The sequence below is a fragment of the Candidatus Erwinia haradaeae genome, assembly GCF_900698955.1.
GTDB classification, from domain to species: Bacteria; Pseudomonadota; Gammaproteobacteria; order Enterobacterales; family Enterobacteriaceae; genus Erwinia_E; species Erwinia_E haradaeae_G.
The window spans coordinates 252,137-267,584 of record NZ_LR217720.1; the positions used below are offsets into that span (position 1 = coordinate 252,137).

The 15,448-nt window shown below is 34.0% G+C and carries 9 protein-coding genes, 2 tRNA genes and 1 pseudogene; 7 read left to right on the forward strand and 5 right to left on the reverse strand.

From position 1 onward, the window contains the following. Window positions 1-85: 85 nt before the first annotated feature. The 4 genes from coaD to ERCILAFE3058_RS00790 all read right to left on the reverse strand — a co-directional run bounded on the left by coaD (window position 86) and on the right by ERCILAFE3058_RS00790 (window position 4,833). On the reverse strand, window positions 86-562 hold the full coding sequence (gene coaD / locus ERCILAFE3058_RS00775; protein WP_157989591.1) for a pantetheine-phosphate adenylyltransferase: 477 nt from the start codon (window positions 560-562) through the stop codon (window positions 86-88). After that, window positions 559-1,335 (reverse strand): glycosyltransferase family 2 protein, encoded by a 777-nt coding sequence (locus ERCILAFE3058_RS00780; RefSeq protein WP_157989592.1) that lies wholly within the window; start codon window positions 1,333-1,335, stop codon window positions 559-561. Before ERCILAFE3058_RS00780 ends, coaD begins: the two co-directional genes overlap by 4 nt. Beyond that, window positions 1,336-2,616, reverse strand: a complete 1,281-nt coding sequence (waaA, locus tag ERCILAFE3058_RS00785) for a lipid IV(A) 3-deoxy-D-manno-octulosonic acid transferase (protein WP_232037570.1) — start codon at window positions 2,614-2,616, stop codon at window positions 1,336-1,338. A 2,140-nt stretch (window positions 2,617-4,756) separates the two neighbouring features. After that, a tRNA-Pro gene (locus ERCILAFE3058_RS00790) sits at window positions 4,757-4,833 on the reverse strand. Window positions 4,834-5,801: 968 nt separating this feature from the next. On the opposite strand from ERCILAFE3058_RS00790, the gene dnaK reads away from it, so the two are divergent. From dnaK to ERCILAFE3058_RS00810, 4 genes are all read left to right on the forward strand, one after another. Next, window positions 5,802-7,715 (forward strand): molecular chaperone DnaK, encoded by a 1,914-nt coding sequence (gene dnaK / locus ERCILAFE3058_RS00795; protein ID WP_157989593.1) that lies wholly within the window; start codon window positions 5,802-5,804, stop codon window positions 7,713-7,715. A 110-nt stretch (window positions 7,716-7,825) separates the two neighbouring features. Next, complete coding sequence (gene dnaJ / locus ERCILAFE3058_RS00800; protein WP_157990049.1) at window positions 7,826-8,968, forward strand: molecular chaperone DnaJ; 1,143 nt, start codon at window positions 7,826-7,828, stop codon at window positions 8,966-8,968. Window positions 8,969-9,892: 924 nt separating this feature from the next. Continuing rightward, on the forward strand, window positions 9,893-10,621 hold the full coding sequence (ubiG, locus tag ERCILAFE3058_RS00805; RefSeq protein WP_157989594.1) for a bifunctional 2-polyprenyl-6-hydroxyphenol methylase/3-demethylubiquinol 3-O-methyltransferase UbiG: 729 nt from the start codon (window positions 9,893-9,895) through the stop codon (window positions 10,619-10,621). Between the two features lie 267 nt (window positions 10,622-10,888). Next, window positions 10,889-10,964 (forward strand) — tRNA-Asn (locus ERCILAFE3058_RS00810). Between the two features lie 423 nt (window positions 10,965-11,387). On the opposite strand, the gene ispB is transcribed toward ERCILAFE3058_RS00810, so the two are convergent. Further along, complete coding sequence (ispB, locus tag ERCILAFE3058_RS00815; RefSeq protein ID WP_157989595.1) at window positions 11,388-12,362, reverse strand: octaprenyl diphosphate synthase; 975 nt, start codon at window positions 12,360-12,362, stop codon at window positions 11,388-11,390. Between the two features lie 266 nt (window positions 12,363-12,628). Between ispB and rplU the strand changes: the two genes are divergently transcribed. From rplU to cgtA, 3 genes and pseudogenes are all read left to right on the forward strand, one after another. Continuing rightward, window positions 12,629-12,973, forward strand: a complete 345-nt coding sequence (gene rplU, locus ERCILAFE3058_RS00820) for a 50S ribosomal protein L21 (RefSeq protein ID WP_157989596.1) — start codon at window positions 12,629-12,631, stop codon at window positions 12,971-12,973. After that, the gene (gene rpmA / locus ERCILAFE3058_RS00825; RefSeq protein ID WP_157989597.1) at window positions 12,963-13,226 is read left to right on the forward strand and encodes a 50S ribosomal protein L27; all 264 of its coding nucleotides are present in this window, start codon (window positions 12,963-12,965) and stop codon (window positions 13,224-13,226) included. The genes rplU and rpmA overlap by 11 nt, the downstream gene beginning before the upstream one ends. Window positions 13,227-14,187: 961 nt before the next feature. Then, window positions 14,188-15,225 (forward strand): annotated as a pseudogene (gene cgtA / locus ERCILAFE3058_RS00830) (Obg family GTPase CgtA); the annotation flags it as partial. Between the last annotated feature and the right edge of the window lie 223 nt (window positions 15,226-15,448).

Below are 15,448 nucleotides of genomic sequence, written 5' to 3' on the forward strand. Positions count from 1 at the left end.
ATACTTTATTTTGTATCCTATAATTTTAATGTAAAATGTTCTTTTTCATATTTCGATAAAAATTATTTGCATAGGTCCTGTATGTTTAAAGACGTGCTTTGAGTGCCTGGTATACTTCAGAAGGTAGAAATTGTGTTACATCACCACCATATTGGAATATTTCTTTTATCAGGGATGAAGAAAGGTATGTATATTGACCCATTGGCATAAGAAAGACATTTTCAAGTGCAGGATATAAATTATGATTCATTTCAGCTATTTGTTTCTCATTCTCCCAATCAGATGTTGTACGTAGGCCGCGAATGATAATAAAAGCTTTTTGTTCTTGAGCGAAATCAACCAATAAGTTACTGAATCTCATTACTACTACATTCTGGAGATGACACACTACTTTTGTAGCTAAAACCACTCGCTCCTGAATAGAAAATATCGGTTTTTTAGACGGATTATCTGCAATCGCTAAAATTATATTCTGAAATATTGTTGCTGCGCGTGTCACTATATTGAGGTGACCATTGGTTATTGGATCAAATGTGCCAGGATAGATTGTTTTTTTGTTCATGTATTTTTGTGTCTTGATGTGTAATTCAGAGCCCAGAGGGCCGTGTATTTATTAAAAGTATATTGTGAAATCACTACAGCGAGGAGCCATCCTTGTTTACCGTCTAAAAAGCTAGCACGAATAAATAATGTCCTGATAAAGGCCCATACCGTACGATAAAAAATATTTAACAGACCATAATGTTTGCCCTGCTGGTAGTGTTGCATAGCCCAGGCTTTAGCATACGTACATTGTTTCCACTGAAAGGTGCAAAAATCTTGATTGGTTAAATGCAGTAAATCACCATATAGTGGTTTTATTTTTGCGTGAAAGCATTCTACAGACTCATGTACTAAGTTGTTATTATATTGAAAACATCGTGGATACAGACGGATCACACGATCTGGATACCAGCCGCCATGGCGCATCCATCGACCAAGAAAGAGATTACATCGTGATACACTATATACTATCTTTGCAGGCGGTTGTGTGAGGACAAAGTCAATCGATCTTCGTAATTGAGGGGTAATACGTTCATCGCTATCAATCATAAAAATCATTGGATGGCTAGCATAGTTTTGTGCCATTTGCCTCTGCTTGCCGTAGCCAGACCATATATTAGATTGATAAATTTTTACGCCATACTTAGCGGCTATCGTCATAGTTGCGTCATTGCTATTTGCATCTAATATAATGATTTCATCCGCCCATTCCACTGACTCAAGGCACTCAGAGAGTAATTCTTCTGAGTTTTTAGTAATCATGACTACTGAAAGTTTTTGTCGTGTACTCATTTAATATTTGCTCTTTATAAGATAAGGTTCTAGTATATGCAGTAGAGACTCTAGTGCGCCTTTGTTCTTATTTAAGACATACCAGGCTTGTTGGCCACAATGTAGACGATAATCTAAGTTAGTAAGGAGTGTGCTAATTTCTTGATACAGAGATCTGGTATTAGTGACAGTAATTAAGCCATACGCTGTCTTTAAATCATGACAAATTTCTGTAAAATTAAAAGTATATGGGCCCATTAAAATTGGAATAGCATTAGCAGCAGGCTCTAATGGATTATGACCCCCACGCTCTATTAAACTACCACCTACAAATGCCATATCTGCAATAGCATATAGTAATCTTAACTCACCGACGGCATCTTCAATTACTACTTGTGTACTTAAAGAAGGCGTTTCTTGGCTGCTTCGCACAAGGTGTTGTAAGCGTTTCTTTTGAATTAAGTCGCACACAGTTTTACAGCGTTCAGGGTGGCGCGGTGCTATAATTAATAAAAGGTCTGGAAATTTTTTCAGAAGTTGGCAATGCGCCTCAATGATAATCTTTTCTTCGCCTTGGTGAGTACTGGCAGCAATCCATATAGGTCGCTTATGTTGTATCCACCGCTGGCGCAGTCGTATAGCAGTCTCTGCCAGTTCCGGCATAATACTCATATCAAACTTTAAGTTTCCTGTCACTATAAGTTGAGACTTTTTGACCCCTAGCTTGAGAAAACGCTTACCATCTTCGTGATTTTGCACGGCAATTAAGGTAATTTTTTGTAGTAAAGTTGCTATGAACCCGCCAAAGATATGATACCCTTTGGCGGATTTCTCTGAAAGACGTGCATTAGCTATTATTAGTGGAATTTTTTGAGTATGTAATAAAGTGATCATATTTGGCCAAATTTCTGTTTCCATAATGATTACTAATTTAGGGTGGACAGTATTTAAAAAACGTTTCATGACTCCAGGTAAATCATATGGTAGGTAAACATGAGAGACAGTGGTACCGAGTACACCTTTAGCAAATGCTGAGCCAGTTGGTGTCATATTGGTTACCACAATTGGTAAATGTGGATAACGATGATTTAGTTCCCGTATTAGCGGGATTGCGGTTACAGTTTCACCCAGTGAAACGGCATGGAGTAAAATACCATGTTTATTTACCTTGCCTGTGCAGAATCCATATCGCTCGGCCCATCGTGTACGATAAGCAGAAGACTTTCGTCCGCGAATCCAAAGATGCAGCCAGATAGCTGGCTGTAGTAGATAGAGCAGTGTTGTATAAAGCATTAGCATCATGTTTTTATTATTACCGAGTGCGTAGGGACTAAGGTATTGGTGGATGGACGAGAATCAATAGAGGGGTAATCACAGATGTATGGAGTAATATTGTTTATACCTTATATCTAATTGCTTTTTATTAAATGAGTATTATATCGCTCTATTGTAATAGTATAATGTTATTTATCGTAACACATATAGTGTTTTATGTTTTTTTTATATGTATGATGACGCATGGATAAAACCCATTATTATATGTTATAGTTAGATTAATATAGGATGATTATGTTTATAATTTTATAATAACATATTTTTGTAATATAAACACATCGCTACGTATATTTTAAAGATATCAATTGTATTGATAATGTATTACATGTATAAAATGATACATATTTAAAACAATATCATTATTATGCAAATTTTTACAATATGCATATACAGATTAATTAAAATAATTATAATATATTTATATAGTTAGTTATTAAATATTGTCATATATGCATCATACATATCATATCTGTCATGAATTATATATGTTTCTCTCGATGAGAGAATTAGATAATATGTTTTTATTGTTGTACTGTATGTATTAGTGATGTTACGTTTATGTTTATTTTTTGTTTTTTTCTATTGTATGAATCACGATATATTGGTGATGATAAATGATTTTTAGAATACATAATCTATGATTATCATTGTTTTTTGTGGTATTTAATTTATTATAGGATATGTTGTCTCCTTATGTTCAGAGAGTCTTGGATAGAATGTTTAGTGTAATCCATTGCACGTCCTAAAAGTATATATGGTGACAGGGTTATAATTTTATCTTTTTATCTTTTGTTTTCAAAAAATACCATATAGAGCCATTAAGTACAGAGAGGGTAGCGGAGCGCGAGGTCGTTTTAGGAATCTTTATGTTATCTTAGGAATAAAACATAACAATAATTTGTAAGAAAACATTATAAATAATAGTGTGTCATGCAATATTATTTATATCTCAGTGATACTTTATATAAATATTTATTTATATAAAGTATATATTTATTGTTGTATAGAAATATTTTTTGAGAGGAAAACTACTATTTTATTTTATGTCATAAAATTATATATAGCATCAGCATCTAAGCAGATTTTTTATCCTGGAACTGGAACTCTTGAGTTGGTTCTTAATAAAAATAAAAGTAATGTTAAAATAGAGAATATTGATGTTATTTATTATTAATACAACACAACACAGGACGTAATGATTTGTATTTTTTAGCGACAAATATAGAATGTATAGATACATTTATATTTATAGCGCACTGCGTGCCTGTATGTTCGTATTTTAGATCTAGCAAAAATATAGGCAGCACAGAGAAAAACAAAGAACATTTTATTTAGATATGATTTTAAAATGAGATTAATCATGTGTTAATATGTTCTAGAAAGAACCGTAGTGTTTATAAATTTAAGAAATTTAGTATGAAGAATATGGTTTATATAATTTTTAGGTGAAATGTTAAGAATGCTTTATGATTAATTTGTATTTTATTTTGGTATTTTAAAAAAATGTTTTGTATGAAAAAATCTTTTTATTTTATTATACGTACGATATGAATTAACATTCACAGCATTTATATTAATGTAATCTTGCAATCATTAAGTATATATATAATCTTTATTTTAATTGATACTTATAGTGGTTACTGATACTTACAATTAATTAAATTATATGTTTAGTATTAACTACTAAGTCATTCTCACTGTTCTTTATGTTTTTTAATATTTAATGGGTGTAAATACACAAAATATTGAGCGTTTATGTTTTATCAAAAAATGGATGAGGTAAAAATGATAAAAAGATCATCTAGAAAAAATCATTTTAGCTAAACTACATTCTATATATGGTGTAGGAGTATTGCGTATGTGCTCATTAGGTATTTATATGGATCATAATAAAGAAAGATCTTCTGTTTTTGATTTTTCTGAGATTGTATAGATGTGCTATATTTGTTTAGGCTATACATCTTAGGAAGAAGAAAGGACAGCAGCAATGCTGATATTTTAGCATTTTTACTTCTATGATTTTTAATAGAGCGGTGTTAGCACAGTGAATTTTATGTAGAAAAGTAGTATTTTTGTTTTTTATTATGGCGTAAAAACTAATATATTTTGGTCGGCACGAGAGGATTTGAACCTCCGACCCCCGCCACCCCATGACGGTGCGCTACCAATCTGCGCTACGTGCCGTATCTATATTATATCATGTAATGCATTATTGCGTTTTTTCTTCAACTGATCAAAATAATAAAAAACCCATAAGTTAGTTGATAATACATGGAAAACACAAATATTTCAATATATTCCATTTTATGTTTATTAGTTTATTGGTTTATATATTTATATAGTTTATATGAAATAATGATGTGAATTTATCATTAATATATTCTTCTTTTACAAAACACAAAGACGAATTGACGAATGGGTTAATAAGTTCAATAATAATTATTGAGTATATTATTTTCTTACTTAATTAAAGTTGATAAATATACTAATATTTTTGGCAAAAGTTTCATGTAAAAACTCGTATGTTGTATGTTTTCTATGCGGAAAATATTTTGCAATCAGGATTTTAAGATTTTCTTAATTGTATTATTTTGCAAGAAAAGAAAATAGTGCGCATATGTTATTAAATGATACATAGATATATTAAACAATTAGATTGTTTTTATAAAATAAATAATAATATAGATGAATAATTAATTAACATGAATTCATATCGTTAAAGTAATAGTGTTAAAATATTTATTAATGGAAAGTAATGATATGGATTATATATCGAGCGTGTCTTTGTTTTATTATGGATTATTATATAGTAACGAGATATTTTTGTACATATAATTTTAACGTTCTTTTATCTTATTTTTTAGAAGAAATTTTTGATCGCTTTTATCGTAGTGAGACATATGTGCATTTTTCTGTACACGCTAAGGAATGGTGTTTATATATTTCCTCAATAAATAGAGCAAGAATAGAGTTTTTGTTCTGTGTATGTTTGTATTATTTTCCAGTTTTGAAATGTACTAAATTTTAGGTATTAAATTGAAAAAAACGTATAAAAACAGTTGAAATAGCAGAAGATGCCCGCATCTGATATCAATACTCTGATTGAATATGTGATTAATGAATAAAATAATAATTGAGTAGGAGATATATAGATGGGTAAGATTATTGGAATTGACCTGGGTACAACGAATTCATGCGTAGCGATTATGGATGGTGGTAAAGCACGAGTATTAGAAAACTCAGAAGGTGATCGCACCACCCCTTCTATCATTGCCTATACAAAGGATGGTGAAACATTAGTAGGTCAACCTGCTAAACGTCAGGCAATAACTAATCCACAAAATACTTTATTCGCCATCAAACGTTTAATTGGTCGCCGTTTCCAAGATAAAGAAGTACAGTGTGATATTAAAATCATGCCATTTCAAATTGTTAATGCGGATAATGGCGACGCATGGCTGGACATTAAAGGAAAGCGCGTAGCACCACCACAAATTTCAGCCGAAGTGCTGAAAAAAATGAAAAAAACCGCTGAAGATTATTTAGGTGAGTCAGTGAGTGAAGCTGTGATAACAGTACCAGCTTACTTTAATGATGCGCAGCGTCAGGCTACAAAAGATGCTGGACGCATTGCAGGTTTAGATGTGAAACGTATTATTAATGAACCAACTGCAGCTGCTTTAGCTTACGGACTAGACAAAAGTCATGGAAATCGTACGATTGCAGTGTATGACTTAGGTGGTGGGACTTTTGATATTTCTATCATTGAAATCGATGAAGTAGAAGGTGAAAAAACATTTGAAGTCCTTTCTACGAATGGTGACACCCATTTAGGTGGTGAAGACTTTGATAGTCGCATGATCAACTACCTTGTATCTGAATTTAAGAAAGATCAGGGTATTGATTTACACAATGATCCGTTAGCAATGCAGCGTTTGAAGGAATCTGCAGAAAAAGCAAAAATTGAGCTTTCTTCTTCTCAGCAGACCGATGTGAATTTGCCATATATTACAGCAGATTCTGCTGGACCGAAACACTTAAATATCAAGGTTACGCGTGCTAAGTTAGAGTCTTTAGTGGAAGATTTGATCACCCGTTCTATTCAACCATTAAAAGTAGCCTTAAAAGACGCAGATTTGTCTATCTCTGACATTAATGATGTAATTCTTGTTGGCGGACAAACACGTATGCCTATGGTGCAAGCTAAAGTTGCGGAGTTTTTTGGTAAAGAACCTCGTAAAGACGTTAATCCAGATGAAGCAGTCGCTATTGGTGCAGCGGTACAGGGTGGTGTATTAGCGGGTGAAGTAAAAGATGTATTATTGTTGGATGTAACTCCTCTATCGTTGGGTATTGAAACGATGGGGGGTGTTATGACTGCCTTGATTACTAAAAATACCACTATTCCCACCAAGCATAGCCAGATATTTTCAACAGCTGAAGATAATCAATCCGCAGTAACTATTCATGTTGTACAAGGTGAGCGTAAACGCGCGATTGATAATAAATCTCTGGGACAATTTAATTTAGATGGTATTCAGAACGCTCCGCGTGGTATGCCTCAAATTGAGGTAACTTTTGACATCGATGCTGATGGTATTTTGCATGTATCTGCTAAGGATAAACATAGCGGGAAAGAGCAAAAAATTACTATTAAAGCTTCTTCTGGACTTAACGATAGAGAAATTGAGAAAATGGTACGCGATGCAGAAAATAATGCTGAATCAGACCGCAAATTTGAAGAATTAGTTCAAATAAGAAATCAAGGAGATCAGCTTGCACATAGTACTCGTAAGCAACTCGATGAAGCAGGGAATGCATTAGAGAAAGGTGATAAAGCTAACATTGAATCTGCATTACTAAACTTGAATAAAGCGTTAAAGGGTGAAGATAAATCCGCAATCGAATCTCAAATGCAGATATTGATCGCAGCTTCCACGAAGCTTATAGAGTGTGCTAAAAAACAGGCAGATTCTAGAGGGTCCGTTGATGCAACTAACAATGTCAAAAAAGATAATGATGTGGTTGACGCGGAATTTGAAGAAGTGAAAGATAACATCAAATAATTGCCTGTGACAAGGCGTGGTACGCCGTCAAGGTCACCGATGATATAACTAGCACGGGTGTAGAGATACTCTATGTCCGTGCATGTGTGTGAATGGCAGGACTACGAGCAATGGTGAAAAGAGACTATTACGAGATTTTAGGCGTGCCTAAATCAGCAGATGAGCGTGAGATTAAAAAAGCATATAAACGTTTAGCGATGAAATTCCATCCCGATCGTAATCTAGGGGATAAAGGTGCCGAGGGAAGATTTAAAGAGATCAAAGAAGCATATGAAATCTTAACTAATGTTCAGAAACGTGCAAGTTATGATCAGTATGGCCACGCTGCTTTTGAGCAAGGTGGTATGGGTGGAGGCAGTCAAGCTGGATTTAGTAGTGGTAGCGCTGATTTTAGCGATATCTTTGGAGATGTGTTTGGTGATATTTTTGGAGGAGGTAGACGTCAGCAGCGTGCTACACGCGGTGCTGATCTGCGTTACACCATGGAGTTATCACTAGAAGAAGCTGTACGTGGTACAGCTAAAGAAATCCGCATCCCTACATTTGAAAAATGTAGTGTATGTCATGGAAATGGAACAAAAACAGGGAATAAACCGCAGGTTTGTGCAGCATGTCATGGTTCGGGCCAGGTGCAAACACGACAGGGTTTCTTTACCGTTCAACAGGCATGTCAATATTGTCATGGACGCGGATCGAAAATACAAGATCCATGTAGGTCTTGTAATGCTAAAGGCCGCATTGCTAAATCCAAAACCTTATCAGTAAAAATACCTGCCGGGGTTGATACAGGTGATCGTATTCGTCTTACTGGTGAAGGTGAAGCTGGTGAACAAGGCGCCTCAGCAGGTGATTTATATGTTGAGGTCCAGATGCGTAAACATCATATTTTCGAGCGCGAGGAGAATAATCTATATTGTGAGGTGCCCATTAACTTTATCATGGCGGCATTAGGTGGAGAAATTGAAGTTCCTACTCTCGATGGACGAGTAACTTTAAAAATACCACCTGAGACGCAAACTGGAAGATTATTTCGTATGCGTGGTAGAGGTGTTACTTCAGTACGGAGTCACGCCTCAGGTGATTTACTATGTCGAGTAGTTGTAGAAACCCCTGTAAACTTAAATGAGCATCAAAAAACGATATTACGTAATTTAAATGATAGTTTTAGCGGCGCATCTGGAGAAAAAAATAGCCCACGTTCGAAAACTTTTTTTGATGGTGTTAGAAAGTTTTTTGATGATCTTACGCACTAAGTAGCTCAATATCATACGTCAATGATGACATAGTATAAGATTACCAGTTACCAAAAGAGGGAGGGGTGGTTTTTACTTTAAATACCATGTCAGACTCTTCCATCTATAACTATATTTATACATATAAATATATGTACTATTTCGTGAGTTATATAGAATATTTCTAAATCTCGATTCAATGGGTCCGAATTAATCGCTAGTATGAGTATGATGATAGATATCTGAAGAGTGATAATATAATTTTAATAGTGATATGTGTCTCTTAGAGATACCATTCTCGCTCATATCCAATCTACCAGTTATGTGAATACATTTTATTTCGTTTTTTTTAATATAGGATGTGTATTTTTTATTCATGATATCTGGTGCTCTAATTACCAATAGGTATTTTTTTTGACGGTAGTGAATAGACCTACATGCATATTAGTAGAGTCAATATACTAGATATATTTTTATTATTTATCCTCTTAATAGAGAGAGGGGACAATTTTTTATATGAACTACAGGACATAAAGATAAGAGAGTTGTGTAAGTTATCAGGAGCAAGGATGAGGATGTATCTTCCGATTTTTGAAGATGACTATGGTCAGGTATCGTATTATATCTTTGATATGTATATAAAAAATTAAATGTGATCATACAGTATTTTTTAGGTCAGGGTATTGTGATTATCTTTATAAAAAGATCATAAGAAGACGATATACATGTATTATGTTAGATAATGTTGTACAACCATCTGGATATACACGGATTTGTCTTATAATTTTTATTCGGTAACAATTATTAGAATTATTATATAATCACCAATAGGGTGTGTTCTGTATGATTTCTTCTTGCTATGAGAGAGTAATTTCATATATAGAAGTAATATTCCTATATGAATGCTGTACTATCTGGATCCACTCACCATAAGGTGACTTCGTCATGGGAAAAGAACATATGGAAGGTGCGCATAATGTTGATGAGCATGAAATTAATAAATTTTCTGCTTTGTCTTCATGTTGGTGGAACTTAGAAGGTGAGCTGCAACCATTGCATAGTATGAACGCTATACGTTTGGATTGGATTAGTCGGTATACAAATGGTTTATTTAAAAAAAATGTACTAGATGTAGGTTGTGGGGGAGGCATTCTGTCCGAAAGCATGGCAGGAGAAGGCGCGCATGTTACTGGTTTAGACATGAGCGCAGAGTTATTACATGTAGCACGTGTACATGCTCAGAAAAATAATATGTTCATCAATTATATTCAGCAAACAGTAGAAGATCATGCAGAAGAGTATGTTGGTTATTATGAGGTTATAACTTGTATGGAGATGTTAGAGCATGTTATAGATCCATATTCTATTATTTGCGCTTGCTCCACTCTTATTAAACCCGGCGGTAATGTGTTTTTCTCTACTATTAATCGTACTAGTAAAGCTTTAGTGGTAGCAATATTTGGTGCAGAATATGTGTTACATATGTTACCGCGTGGAACGCATACTTTCAAAAAATTTATAAAACCGAGTGAACTGTTAGGTTGGTTTGATCAAACATCTTTATATGCACATAATATTATTGGCTTAGACTATAGCCTTCTTCGCAGGTGTTTTCAGTTAACATCAAATATTGATGTTAACTATATGGTTCATGCGCGACTACATATGGGTTGATCTGCGTTAGATGATGTTTTTATTTAATAGAATCACGAGTCCTTAAGATCACTATATGATAAAGTAAAGTGATTGACCCCTTTGGGAGCAAGGTGTCTGTTAAGTTAAAGCTATGTTAGTACAGTGAAAGAGTGTTATGTTAAAACATTAAAATATAGAATATTATTATGATAATACAGCTTATTCGGTGTGTGATGCAGCAGAAAGAAAATAACATTTTGACATCATTAAATTTTTAAGATATAATGTAGTTTGTGGATTCATTAATCCTCTGTAGTTCAGTTGGTAGAACGGCGGACTGTTAATCCGTATGTCACTGGTTCGAGCCCAGTCAGGGGAGCCATTTTAAAGGAAGTATGATGATACTTATCGTTGATTGGAGAGATGCAAGGGATATATAGGATAGATCGGTGCTAGATGATAAAATCATCAGATTATAAAAATATAGAATTACATATCACACTTTATATAATAAAGTAATGAGAAATAAAACAAAGTTATTTTATAGATTATAATAATGCATATATTGAATTGTATATTCAATAGATATATATTGTACTATGAGTGTGCATGTACAACTGTTGCATTAAAATGTTGTCATACGAATTTTATAGATTCGATAATGGAATATAAAATAGAATTGACTATGCTGATATATCTTTAATATATCACAATTTTTATATAAAGCATAATAGCCATACTTACAACAAAATTTAATACAAAGTGTGTATGTGTAGGTAATGCGCAATAGATCATATTGGTATCCTTATACTGCACGTTGCACAGACATACTAGCTAATTCTTCGAGTGCGTGACGCCATGGTGATTTTGGTAATATCTTTAATGCATGAATAGCTTTAGCCGCCTCTTTCTTGGCGATCTGGTGAGTGTATCTTAGTGAGTCGTATTGATGCATGATGCTTAGAATCTTTTCTAAAAAATGACGCCCATTCCCTTGAGTAATCACTGAACGAATAAATTCAGCTTGTTTAAGAGTGGAATGCTGCATTGCGTGCAGCAATGGGAGTGTAGGTTTACCTTCATTCAAATCAGTCCCTATTTTTTTTCCAAATGGCTTATCTTGAGCGATATAATCTAATAGGTCATCGATAATTTGGAATGCAGTACCAATATGTCGACCATAGTTCTGTAATGATTTCTCTTGCGCTACGGTGGACCCTACGAGAATTGCAGCAGATTGAGCTGCTGCTTCGAAAAGACGCGCAGTTTTGCTATATATAATCTGCATATAGCTTTCTTCTGTCATGTCCGGGTTCTTACAATTTAGTAATTGTAGTACTTCTCCCTCAGAAATTACATTTACTGCTTCTGCTAATAAATCTAGTACTCTCAATGAACCAAGACCAGTCATCATTTGAAACGCACGGGTATATATAAAATCTCCAACTAATACACTTGCAGCATTGCCAAAACTAACGTTTGCGGTAGATCGGCCTCTACGCATATCGGATTGATCAACCACATCATCATGAAGTAGCGTAGCAGTATGAATAAATTCAATTAATGCTGCCATAGTAATATGTTTTTTACCTGAATAATCATTAATTGCTCGTGCAGATAATATGGTAATTATTGGACGAATACGTTTACCGCCACTATTAATGATATAGCAACTTAAGTTGTTAATCAGAGGAACATTTGAGTTTAGCTGCTCGCGTATTGCGGTATTGACCGCTGTCATATCATGCGCAATCAGTGTGTTGATGTGTGTTAAATTCATAAGTTTATTTAGTAATGGTATAGTTTTAAAGACATGATAAGTGCCTTTAGTGACACCTATATCGTAACATGTATAACAGATTTTAAAATAGATTGTACTGGAAAATACATTAGTGATGTGTTTGTTCTGAGGGTATTTTTCTTTTCTGTTCTACGTGCGAACAAATACTTGTTTTTAGTACAAAAATCTCGTAAAATTAAAATTTCAATAAATATTATAGAATAGCATAAAACCGAAACTAGGTAGGTGCATAAGCGGAGTATGATATGTATGCGGTTTTTCAAAGTGGTGGTAAGCAATACCGAGTGAGTGAAGGACAGGTAGTACGTCTAGAAAAGATAGACCATTTAATTGGTGAAATTGTATCGTTTACAACGGTTTTAATGATAGTAAACAATGATAGGATTAATGTAGGTTCACCGTTAGTGAAAGGTGGAGTGATTACAGCAGAAATAATGACTCATGGTCGTGGTGATAAAATAAATATTATTAAGTTCCGCGCTCGTAAACATTATCGTAAACATCAAGGGCACCGTCAGTATTTCACTGATTTAAAGATTATCTCTATAATGTTTACAGAAGAAGGGAGTCACTTACTAAATGGCACATAAAAAAGCAGGCGGTTCTACGCGGAATGGTCGTGATTCTCATGCAAAACGACTTGGAGTTAAGCGTTTTGGAGGCGAAAGTGTATTGGCTGGTAGTATTATCGTACGACAGCGTGGAACAAAGTTCCATGCCGGAAATAATGTAGGCTGTGGTCGTGATCATACTTTGTTTGCCACTATTAATGGTCAGGTGAAATTCGAAGTGAAGGGGGCAGAAAGACGTAAATACATTAGTATAATTTCTCATACAATGTAAAAATGTAAGTTAACGATTTTCTGAGAAAACTAAAGATGAAGGTGAACTATTGTAAATTATTTACAAAAAAGATAATAAGAGCTTTTACCTAATGAGTAGATGATTGTGACTTGTGTATAGTTATGACTCTTAGAAACCACGTTATATGTTTCAGTCCAAATGCTTGACCATGATATTTTTACATATTTATAGATGGAAATTTTTCTTCCCCAATTACTTGGTGGCCATTTTTATATTGTAATTATGGCTTTTCCGATGAAAAATGCTGATTATCTTGCTTATTTAAAATGACGTATATCGTTTTAAGCATCAATGAAAATTTGTTCTTTCATGCTATTACTATATACCAACATTATGAGTGCGATTATTATGCATATGCACATTGTATTGAATGTATGCAAATATACATTTAAATTAAATCTTCATTATTATCGTCATGTATTAAAATTTTTCGGTCAGTGCTCAAGCATGTATAGTGTCAAAAAACTATATCAATCTTTGCACATGTTCTTGCTACCTATTTATTTTTAAGACAGATAGAACAAAAAGAGTTTGATGCATATTATTCATATAATCCGATAAGATGTCATGTGTGGGAGTTATTCCAGGAGAATTATATTCGTGAATCACTTAAATGATACTCTTCAGTATATACTCTGTGCATTCAAGATATTACTATCAATAAGATACGAAAATGATATTTTTTATAATATCTATGTTTTATATGTTTTTGGTATTGAAAGAATACAATTGCCTTGCAAGTGAATCATGAGCTGTATTTATCATTAGCATTACTATTTGATTGTATATACGTTAAAAACAAGTCATCTGAACCGATCACTTGTATCATGTAGTAAAGTGCGTGACTCGTAGTCACGTATCTTTTATATTAGATGTAATAGGCAGCAGATTTATGTGTAATGGAATATACATAATATATGAGATATAATAGAGAAGTGATATGAAGTTTATCGATGAAGCAAATATCTTAATAGTTGCTGGTGATGGTGGGAATGGTTGTGTTAGTTTTCGTCGCGAGAAATATGTTCCACGAGGAGGCCCTAATGGCGGTGATGGCGGAGATGGCGGCAATGTTTATATGCAGGCAGATGAAAATATCAATACATTAATTATGTTTCATTTTCAGAAAATTTTCTGTGCTGAAAGTGGTCAACATGGTCAGAATAGCGACTGTACCGGTAAGAGAGGAAAAGATCTTCTAATTAGAGTTCCCATTGGGACACGGATTATTGATCAAAACACCGATGAGATACTGGGTGATATGATACAGCATAATCAAAAAATGATGCTTGCTAAAGGCGGTTGGCATGGCATGGGCAACACACGATTTAAATCATCCATTAATCGTGCTCCTCGTCAGAGGACTATGGGTACATTAGGCGAGAAACGAGATTTGAACTTGCAACTGATGCTGTTAGCTGATGTAGGTATGCTCGGATTACCTAATTCAGGAAAGTCTACTTTTGTTTGCTCAGTGTCCTCCGCCAAGTTAAAAGTAGCAGATTATCCATTTACAACGTTAGCTCCTAGTTTAGGTGTAGTATCTATAGATAGCGAGAATAGTTTTGTTATTGCCGATATACCGGGTTTGATTAAGGGGGCTTCTAAAGGTTTAGGGCTGGGGATTCGTTTTCTAAAACATCTTGAACGTTGTCGAGTGTTATTGCATATTATTGATATAGATGCCAGTGACGATAGAGATCTTATAGATAATGTGTATACAATATTGGGTGAATTACAAAACTATAAAATACAATTATTTCAAAAACCACGATGGTTAGTGTTCAACAAAATTGATCTTTTAGATCAACAAGAAGCAGAATTACGTGCTCACACTATTGTACAAGCACTTGGCTGGACAGAGCGATATTACCTTATTTCTGCAGTAAATCATTTTGGTATACAGGAATTATGTTTGGATTTGATGTCATTTATGCGGGTTAATTCTATGCAGATAGATAAGGTTTCCGAACAGGAATGATAAGATATTGTGCGTATCAAGCAATAATGATAGTGAATGATAATTAAGTCATATATCTAACAATAAGCATAAACGATACAGCGTTCTGATGAATCTTTGTGAATACATAAAGCTAGAAGTGTGAAAAGAGATTATGATAACAGAGATGACTATCGTTTAACGGTAATTAGAAATAAAATATTACGGTATATAGGTTTTATCGTATGCATGCTGTTATGTT